This window comes from Methylotenera sp., assembly GCF_013141425.1.
GTDB lineage: Bacteria > Pseudomonadota > Gammaproteobacteria > Burkholderiales > Methylophilaceae > Methylotenera.
On sequence record NZ_JABFRA010000139.1, the window covers coordinates 1 to 10,063 of the forward strand.

The 10,063-nt window shown below is 42.7% G+C and carries 8 protein-coding genes, 1 tRNA gene and 1 pseudogene; all 10 read right to left on the reverse strand.

Translation table 11 applies throughout. The annotated features are described in order from the left end of the window. The coding region (rpoC, locus tag HOO90_RS11995) for a DNA-directed RNA polymerase subunit beta' (protein ID WP_292843379.1) at positions 1-1,996 on the reverse strand (1,996 nt) is incomplete at its 3' end. Positions 1,997-2,007: 11 nt separating this feature from the next. Continuing rightward, the gene (gene rpoB / locus HOO90_RS12000) at positions 2,008-6,180 is read right to left on the reverse strand and encodes a DNA-directed RNA polymerase subunit beta (protein ID WP_292843381.1); all 4,173 of its coding nucleotides are present in this window, start codon (positions 6,178-6,180) and stop codon (positions 2,008-2,010) included. Positions 6,181-6,377: 197 nt separating this feature from the next. After that, positions 6,378-6,752, reverse strand: a complete 375-nt coding sequence (gene rplL, locus HOO90_RS12005; protein ID WP_292843383.1) for a 50S ribosomal protein L7/L12 — start codon at positions 6,750-6,752, stop codon at positions 6,378-6,380. A gap of 39 nt (positions 6,753-6,791) precedes the next feature. After that, complete coding sequence (rplJ, locus tag HOO90_RS12010; RefSeq protein WP_292843385.1) at positions 6,792-7,280, reverse strand: 50S ribosomal protein L10; 489 nt, start codon at positions 7,278-7,280, stop codon at positions 6,792-6,794. Between the two features lie 385 nt (positions 7,281-7,665). Continuing rightward, positions 7,666-8,352: a 50S ribosomal protein L1 gene (rplA, locus tag HOO90_RS12015; protein ID WP_292843387.1), complete on the reverse strand. Its 687-nt coding sequence runs from the start codon at positions 8,350-8,352 to the stop codon at positions 7,666-7,668. A gap of 1 nt (position 8,353) precedes the next feature. Further along, on the reverse strand, positions 8,354-8,785 hold the full coding sequence (gene rplK, locus HOO90_RS12020; protein ID WP_292843389.1) for a 50S ribosomal protein L11: 432 nt from the start codon (positions 8,783-8,785) through the stop codon (positions 8,354-8,356). 65 nt (positions 8,786-8,850) lie between these two features. Continuing rightward, complete coding sequence (gene nusG / locus HOO90_RS12025; RefSeq protein WP_292843391.1) at positions 8,851-9,387, reverse strand: transcription termination/antitermination protein NusG; 537 nt, start codon at positions 9,385-9,387, stop codon at positions 8,851-8,853. Further along, the gene (gene secE, locus HOO90_RS12030) at positions 9,387-9,734 is read right to left on the reverse strand and encodes a preprotein translocase subunit SecE (protein ID WP_292843393.1); all 348 of its coding nucleotides are present in this window, start codon (positions 9,732-9,734) and stop codon (positions 9,387-9,389) included. The genes nusG and secE overlap by 1 nt, the downstream gene beginning before the upstream one ends. 52 nt (positions 9,735-9,786) lie before the next feature. Beyond that, a tRNA-Trp gene (locus HOO90_RS12035) sits at positions 9,787-9,862 on the reverse strand. 79 nt (positions 9,863-9,941) lie between these two features. Further along, positions 9,942-10,063 (reverse strand): annotated as a pseudogene (locus tag HOO90_RS12040) (elongation factor Tu); the annotation flags it as partial.

Below are 10,063 nucleotides of genomic sequence, written 5' to 3' on the forward strand. Positions count from 1 at the left end.
CTTCAATCTCTTTAACTTCAGATTCAGCTGATGCAATCAACGCACCCTTTTCTTTTGGTACTAACATATCATTAATACTGATAGAAATACCAGCTTTAGTAGCGTATGAGTAACCTGCATCTTTTAGTTTATCAGCGAAAATAACTGTTTCGCGGATTCCTACCTTACGGAATGAGGCATTGATTAATTTAGAAATCTCTTTCTTTTTCAATGCTTTATCAAGGTTGCTATAAGCTAAGCCGGCTGGCAGAATTTGTGACAATATTGCACGACCAACCGTAGTTTCGTAACGATTGATTTTTTCAGTTTTAACACCATCTAAATCAATTTCGTATTCTTTAATACGCACAGTCACTTTGGCATGAAGGTCAATTAAACCTTGGTCATACACACGTTGCACTTCTTTAACATCTGCAAAGCGCATGCCTTCACCACGTGCCGCAACTCTTTCACGCGTCATGTAGTACAGACCCAACACGATATCTTGTGATGGAACGATAATTGGCTCGCCGTTAGCAGGAGACAATACGTTGTTAGATGCCAACATTAAAGTACGTGCTTCCATTTGCGCCTCTAGCGACAATGGAACGTGAACAGCCATTTGGTCACCATCGAAGTCGGCGTTAAATGCCGCGCAGACGAGTGGGTGCAATTGGATGGCTTTACCTTCAATCAAGATAGGTTCAAAAGCTTGAATACCTAAACGGTGCAATGTAGGCGCACGGTTAAGTAATACTGGATGCTCGCGGATTACATCCTCGAGAATATCCCAAACTTCTGGTCCTTCTTCTTCTACTTTTTTCTTCGCAGCTTTAATCGTTGTTGCAATACCTAACACTTCCAATTTATGGAAAATGAATGGTTTGAATAGCTCCAAAGCCATTTTTTTAGGTAAACCGCATTGATGCAATTTCAGTTGCGGACCAACCACAATCACTGAACGACCTGAGTAATCAACACGTTTACCCAACAAGTTCTGACGGAAACGACCGCCTTTACCTTTAATCATGTCAGCTAATGATTTCAATGGGCGCTTGTTGGCACCAGTCATCACTTTACCGCGACGACCGTTATCCAATAGTGAATCCACAGCTTCTTGCAACATTCGTTTTTCGTTACGTACGATAATTTCAGGTGCTTTTAACTCTAACAAGCGTTTTAAACGATTGTTACGGTTAATCACGCGTCGATATAAATCGTTCAAATCTGAAGTCGCAAAACGACCGCCATCTAATGGTACCAATGGACGTAGTTCTGGTGGCAATACTGGCAAGATTTCTAAAATCATCCACTCTGGTTTGATGCCAGATTTTTGGAATGCTTCTAACACTTTTAAGCGCTTAGCAATTTTCTTAATTTTCGCCTCAGAGCCAGTTGCGCCTAAGTCTTGGCGTAATTGAACAACTTCACGCTCAATATCCATTGTGCGTAATAACTCACGCACCGCTTCAGCGCCCATAACAGCGTTAAACTCATCGCCGTACTCTTCAACTTTTGCTAGGTAATCATCCTCAGTCAACAACTGGCCTCTTGTGAGAGGTGTCATGCCTGGATCAACCACGATGAATGCTTCAAAATACAATACGCGCTCAATGTCACGCAAAGCTATGTCTAGCACCATACCTAAACGGCTTGGTAATGATTTCAAGAACCAAATATGCGCAACTGGCGAAGCTAGGTCAATATGACCCATGCGCTCACGACGCACTTTAGATAGCGTAACTTCAACACCACATTTTTCGCATATTACGCCACGATGTTTTAAGCGCTTGTATTTACCACATAGGCACTCGTAATCTTTTATCGGACCAAAGATTTTTGCACAAAACAAGCCATCACGCTCAGGTTTGAATGTACGGTAGTTGATAGTTTCTGGCTTTTTAACTTCGCCATACGACCATGAACGGATTTTTTCAGGTGAAGCGAGTGCAATCTTAATTGCATCAAACTCTTCTTCTTGCGTTACCTGTTTAAATAAGTCTAATAGAGCTTTCAAGTCTGTTCTCCTTAGTTTCTGTCTAGGTCAATGTCGATAGCGAGTGAACGAATTTCTTTCACTAACACGTTAAATGATTCAGGCATACCTGCATCAATTTTGTGTTCGCCTTTAACAATGTTTTCATATACTTTTGTACGACCAGTCACGTCATCAGACTTAACTGTCAGCATTTCTTGTAAGGTATATGAAGCACCATAAGCCTCAAGCGCCCAAACCTCCATCTCACCGAAACGCTGACCACCAAATTGTGCTTTACCGCCCAATGGTTGTTGTGTAACGAGTGAGTAAGGGCCAGTTGAACGTGCATGCATTTTGTCATCCACCAAGTGATGCAATTTCAATACGTGCATATAACCAACAGTCACTGGACGCTCAAATGCATCACCTGTACGACCATCAAACAATGTTACTTGTGTTTTACCCGCATGGAACTGCAACTGTTTAGTACGCGCTGCATCATCTGGGTAAGCCAAATCAAGCATTGCTCTAATGTCAGATTCTGCCGCACCGTCAAACACTGGCGTTGCAAATGGCACGCCGTTAGTTAGGTTGCGAGCTAGCTCTAACACTTCAGCATCACTGAATGATTTAATGTCTTCTTTTTTACCTGTGCTGTCGTTGTAGATTTGCTCAAGGAATTTACGTATTTCAGCCACTTTAGCTTCTTCACGCAACATTTCTTCAATACGCAAACCTAGGCCTTTAGCAGCCCAACCTAAGTGAACCTCTAAAATCTGACCAATGTTCATACGTGATGGAACGCCTAGTGGGTTTAACACGATGTCCATTGGGGTACCATCTGCCATATGTGGCATGTCTTCTACTGGACAGATTTTTGAAATCACACCCTTGTTACCGTGTCGGCCGGCCATTTTATCGCCAGGTTGAATACGACGTTTAACAGCCAAGTAAACTTTAACCATTTTTTGTACGCCAGCTGGCAATTCATCGCCTTGCGTCAATTTACGTTTTTTCTCTTCAAACTTGCTATCGAAGTTAACACGCGCTTGAGCCAAGCTATCTTTCAATTGCTCTAATTGACGTGCTGTTTCTTCATCACTTAAACGAATATCAAACCAGTCATAACGACCTACTGAAGCTAAGTATTCAGCCGTTAAAGCATCACCTTTTTTCAGTTTATTAGGGCCGCCAGTTGCAGTTTTACCTTCAATCAAACGACGAATACGACCAAATGTATCATCTTCAACAATACGCATTTGGTCAGCTAAGTCTTGCTTGTAATGCGTTAATTGATCGTCAATAATTTGTTGCGCACGTGAGTCACGCTCCAAGCCTTCACGCGTGAACACTTGCACGTCAATCACAGTACCACTCATGCCTGAAGGCACGCGCAATGAAGTATCTTTAACATCAGACGCTTTTTCACCAAAAATCGCGCGTAACAATTTTTCTTCTGGAGTTAGTTGAGTTTCACCTTTTGGTGTCACTTTACCCACTAGAACGTCACCTGCCTCAACATCAGCGCCGATATAAATAATACCCGTTTCATCCAAGCGACCAAGCATGCGCTCGCTTAAGTTTGAAATATCTTGCGTAATTTCTTCAGCACCCAATTTAGTATCACGAGCAACAACAGTTAACTCTTCAATATGAATTGAAGTGTAACGATCATCAGCCACTACGCGCTCTGAAATCAAAATAGAGTCCTCGTAGTTATAACCATTCCAAGGCATAAAGCCTACTAACATGTTTTGACCTAATGCCAATTCACCCATGTCCGTTGAGGCACCATCCGCTATCACGTCACCACGCGCCAACTTATCACCGACTCGAACTAATGGACGTTGGTTTATGTTGGTGTTTTGGTTTGACCGTGTATATTTAGTTAAGTTGTAAATATCTACACCCACTTCACCATCTTTTGCTTCTTCATCGTTTACACGAATCACAATACGGCCTGAGTCCACATAATCAACTACACCACCACGGCGTGCTTGCACGGTTGTACCAGAGTCAACCGCCACAGTACGCTCAATACCTGTACCAACTACGGCTTTTTCAGCGCGTAAACAAGGCACAGCTTGACGTTGCATGTTGGCACCCATCAATGCGCGGTTCGCGTCATCGTGTTCCAAAAATGGAATTAATGAAGCCGCCACAGATACAATTTGACCAGGTGCAACGTCCATGTATTGGACGCGATCTGGTTGAGTCATGGTGAACTCGTTGTGATGACGCGAAGAAATCAAATCTTCCACGAATACATTTTTTGCATCTAAGTCACTGTTCGCCTGAGCGATCATGTATTGACTCTCTTCAATGGCTGAGAGGTAGTCAATCGTGTCAGATACTTTGTTGCCTTCAACACGGCGATATGGCGTTTCTAAGAAGCCATATTCATTGGTACGTGCATATAAAGCTAAGGAGTTAATCAAACCAATGTTTGGACCTTCAGGTGTCTCAATTGGACACATACGGCCATAGTGGGTTGAGTGAACGTCACGCACCTCAAAACCTGCGCGTTCACGTGTCAAACCACCTGGACCTAAAGCTGAAATACGGCGTTTATGCGTAATTTCAGACAATGGGTTAGTTTGGTCCATAAATTGTGACAATTGGCTTGAACCAAAGAACTCACGAATCGCACTAGAAACTGGTTTTGCATTGATTAAGTCGTGCGGCATCAGGTTGTCTGATTCAGCTTGTGACAAACGTTCTTTAACAGCACGCTCAACACGCACCAAACCTGTACGGAATTGGTTCTCAGCCAACTCACCTACTGAACGAATACGACGATTACCTAAGTGGTCAATATCATCAATCTCACCACGGCCATTGCGTAACTCTAACAACACCCCAATCACAGCAAGAATATCGTCATTTGAAAGGATGTATGCGCCTTCTGCACCACGTGGACCAACTTTTTCGTAGAATTTTCGAATCCAGCTAGATTGACGCTCTTCCGCTTTTTCTGGGAAGGCACGACGGTTAAATTTCATACGACCAACGCGCGACAAATCATAGCGATCTTCGTTGAAGAACAAGCCTTGGAATAGCGCTTCTACTGACTCTTCAGTTGGTGGCTCACCAGGGCGCATCATACGGTAGATAGCTACACGCGCACTGTATTGATCTGGGATTTCATCAATACGTAAAGTTTGTGAGATGTAGTCGCCGTGATCTAAATCATTCGAGTAAAGCGTGTTGATTTCGCCTACTTTTGCATCAATTAATTTTTCTAACAAGGATTCTGTGATTTCATCATTTGCATTTGCAACAATTTCACCAGTTTCTTTGTCAACAATATTCGTACCAATCGCACGACCTAAGATAAAGTCTTGCGGCACAGCAATTTTGCTTACGCCTGCTTTTTCCATATCGCGGATGTGTTTTACAGTGATACGCTTGTCTTTAGCAACTAACACAGTACCGTCTTTAGCAACGATGTCGAACTTAGCTACTTCACCACGCAATCGATCAGGCACTAAAGTGAACTCAACACCTTTAGCACTTACGTGAAATGTGTCGAAATCAAAGAATGTACCGATAATTTGTTCTGGCGTATAACCTAAGGCCTTCAACAAGATTGTTACTGGCATTTTACGACGACGGTCAATACGGAAGTACAAGTAATCTTTTGGATCGAACTCAAAGTCTAACCAAGAACCACGGTAAGGAATGATACGTGCGGAGAATAATAATTTGCCTGAGCTATGTGTTTTACCACGGTCATGCTCAAAGAATACGCCTGGGCTACGGTGCAATTGAGAAACAATGACACGTTCCGTACCATTAATCACAAATGAGCCATTTTCAGTCATCAAAGGCAATTCACCCATGTAAACTTCTTGCTCTTTCACTTCTTTAACTGTTGGTTTTGAAGCTTCTTTGTCCATAATGGTCAAACGGACTTTTACGCGCAATGGAGCAGCGTAAGTTAAACCACGTTGTTGACACTCTTTCACATCAAATGGCTCAGCGCCTAATTGATAGCTTACGTAATCTAAGCGTGCATTACCTGAATGGCTGACAATCGGAAAAACAGAAGCAAAGGTTGATTGCAAACCATCTTCAGTACGTTTATCAGCTGGAATTTCTGCTTGCAAAAATGCTTTGTAGGACTCTAACTGCATTGCAAGCAAGTATGGGATTTCTTGCACACTTTCTCGCTTGGCGAAACTTTTACGAAGGCGTTTCTTTTCGGTGAAGGAATAGCTCATTGCATCTCCTAGTATTTGAGGGCAGAAATTAAAATACTTGTTATAGTTTTGACCTATAAGCCGTTTTAAAGTATTTTTATTTCTAACTTCATGTTAAGTACGAAATTTAATTACATTTTGTTACATTCTTCTACGCCGCCAAAAACGGCGAAGGCCGACGGTTTCCCGTCAGCCTAAATCACACTAAAACAAAGTGATTATTTTAATTCGCCAGTTGCACCAGCTTCGATCAATTTCTTCAATGCTGCATCAGCATCAGCTTTTGAAACACCTTCTTTTACAGCTTTAGGTGCGCCATCAACTAAGTCTTTAGCTTCTTTCAAGCCTAAACCTGTGATTTCACGAACAGCTTTAATTACGCTCACTTTTTGCTCGCCTGCTGCCGTTAAGATTACGTTGAATTCGGTTTGTTCAGCAGCTGCAGCTGCTGGAGCCGCGCCACCTGCAGCTGCTACTGCTACCGCAGCTGCTGATACGCCAAATTTTTCTTCGATTTCTTTAATCAGTTCAGTTAATTCCAATACTGTTCTTGAACCAATTGCTTCTAAAATATCTGCATTTGAAATTGCCATTTGAATAGTCCTTTAAAATATATTAAGTAGTGTTGAGATTTAAGCCGCTTTAGCGTCACGAATAGCCGCAATCGCACGTGCGAATTTGGTAGGCACTTCGTTAAGCGTACGCGCAAATTTAGCAAGCAATTCTTCACGACTAAGTGTTGATGCCAAGGCTTGAACACCTGCAACATCTAATACTTGGTTTGGAATCGCACCTGCTTTAATCACAAGTTTATCGTTGGTTTTTGCAAAGTTGTTTAATACTTTTGCAGCGGCCACTGGGTCAGTTGAAATACCAAATACTAGCGGACCAACCATGTCGTTTGCCAACGCTGAAAATGGCGTACCATCGACAGCACGACGTACCAAGGTGTTTTTAAGCACACGTAAATACACCCCTGACTTGCGTGCATCTGCACGAAGTACTGTTAAGTCTGACACGGCAATACCACGATACTCAGCAAGCACAATTGCTTGAGCTTGTGCTACCTGAGCAACAACTTCTGCAACGACTGCTTTTTTCTCTGTTAGATTTAGACTCAAAGTCTTTTCTCCTTCCGTTAAAATCTCCACTTTATTGCTAAAGCAGAATCTGCTCTTAGCGATACGTGCTTAAAATCCATTTTAGGCGATTATAAGAACGACACTAAAAACCATTTTACGGCGATCATTCAATAGGAGATATTTTTCCTGTTTAGGGATACGCCATCTGCGTAGGGTTTAGCAGTTTTAAGTCAGAGGTCAAAGCGCTATAGACATACGCCAGCAAATCTTCACCCAACTTAAAAGACTTACATTAAGCCTTTCAGCACCTACGGTCTTTGATAACCCCGCAGCCTATTCGTATCCATTACCAGCTACTCACAAGCAACGAGCCCAAAGCCCTTTGCGATTGCGCTCAATTAACGAGCGCAATCTCCATTCTTTACTACGCTACTAAGGTAGCTTGATCAACACGCACACCAGCACCCATAGTGCTAGAAATTGATAATTTCTTAAGGTAAATACCCTTAGTTGAAGCAGGCTTAGCTTTATTTAAAGCATCTACCAAAGCAAGTAGGTTACCTTGCAACTGCTCAACCGTGAAAGAAGCGCGGCCGATTGTGCAGTGAATAATACCGCCTTTGTCTGTACGATATTGCACTTGACCCGCTTTTGCATTTTTAACAGCTGTAGCAGCATCAGGCGTAACAGTTCCAACTTTTGGGTTTGGCATTAAACCACGTGGGCCTAATATTTGACCCAAAGCACCCACAATACGCATAGCATCTGGAGTTGCAATCACAATATCAAAATCCATTACGCCCGCTTTAACTTGTTCGGCTAAATCTTCAAAACCAACCACATCAGCACCAGCAGCTTTAGCCGCTTCAGCTTGCGCACCCTGTGCGAACACAGCAACACGCGTTGTTTTACCCGTACCATTTGGTAAAACTAGAGCACCGCGTACTAACTGGTCAGACTTACGTGCGTCAATACCCAAATTAACTACTGCATCAATAGATTCATTGAATTTAGCTGTTGCATTTTCTTTAACCAATGTCAAACCATCCGTTACTGGGTAAAGTTTATTACGGTCTACTTTTGCGCGCAGCGCATCTATTCTCTTAGCCATGTTATACGCCCTCCACTTCAATACCCATACTACGTGCACTACCCGCGATTGTGCGCACGGCAGCATCCATATCTGACGCAGTTAAGTCAGGCAATTTGGTTGTTGCAATATCTTCAGCTTGTTTACGCGTGATTTTACCAACTTTGTCCGTGTGAGGACGTGGTGAACCTTTAGTAATGTTAGCCGCTTTTTTGATCAGAATTGTCGCCGGAGGCGTTTTCATCACGAATGTAAAGCTCTTATCAGCAAAAGCTGTAATCACTACTGGAATTGGCAAGCCTGGCTCTACGCCTTGCGTTGCAGCATTAAATGCCTTACAGAATTCCATAATATTCAAACCACGTTGACCTAATGCAGGACCGACTGGTGGACTTGGGTTGGCTTTACCTGCAGGAATTTGCAGTTTGATGTAGCCAATGACTTTCTTTGCCATGGTATAACTCCTAAAATGGGTACAAACGCTAAGTCACTTAGCTCCCCGTTGATTGAAACTACCTACTAAACTTCTTTTTCGATTTGACTGAATTCCAACTCCACTGGCGTTGAACGACCAAAAATCACAACTGAAACATGCAATTTGCTCTTTTCGTAATTAACATCTTCAACATTGCCAGAAAAATCTTTAAATGGACCATCAACAATGCGAACAGACTCACCTTTTTCAAAGGTAAGTTTTTGGGTAGGATTGCTTTTGCTATCATCAATCCGCTGCAAGATGATATCAACTTCCTTGTCTTTAATTGGAGTTGGCTTTTGTGCACTGCCGCCAATGAAAGCCGTTACACGCGGTGTACTTTTCACCAAATGCCAACTTTCATCTGTCATGTCCATTTGTACTAAAACGTAACCTGGATACAACTTGCGCTCAGAGATGGTCTTTTGACCCGCTTTCATCTCAATCACTTCTTCAATTGGTACTAAAATTTGACCAAACTGATCTTGAAGGCCAGCACGCACAACGCGCTCTTCCAAGCCTTTTTGTACAGATTTTTCAAAGCCAGAAAATGCTTGTACCGCGTACCATTTCATACTCATTACGCGCCCCGTCCCATTAACCACTGCACCATAAATGCGAAACCAATATCAACAACCGCCAAAAAGGCCGCCATCACAACAACCAAAACGAATACAACCAATGTGGTTTGTGTCGTTTCTTTACGTGTAGGCCAAACTACTTTACGCGCCTCAGCAACAGATTCACCCAGGAAGCCAAACGACTTTTGCCCCACTGGCGTAGTCCATAGAACAGCAACAAAGGCAGCAAGACCCGCAAGAACGGCAAGGATACGCAACACCAGCGCCTTATCTGCCAATAGGTAGAATCCAGCAATTCCTGTAGCAAGTAGCAAAAATGCCACCAACAACTTTATTTTGTTGATCATAATTTACTTAAATAGCATTCACTAAATAACGCTTAATGCGTCATATAAAATCTGGCAGGCCAAGAGGGTCTCGAACCCCCAACCCTCGGTTTTGGAGACCGATACTCTACCAATTGAGCTATTGGCCTGTAGCTTAGGCTTTAAAAGCCTTACAACTCAAAAAGCCACGCCGGGTTGTAAGCGTAGCTTTTTGTTTACAACTAACTACTATTCGATAATCTTCGCAACAACACCCGCACCAACAGTACGGCCACCTTCACGAATAGCAAAGCGTAAGCCTTCTTCCATCGCGATTGGTGAAATCAATGTTACTGTGATTGATACGTTAT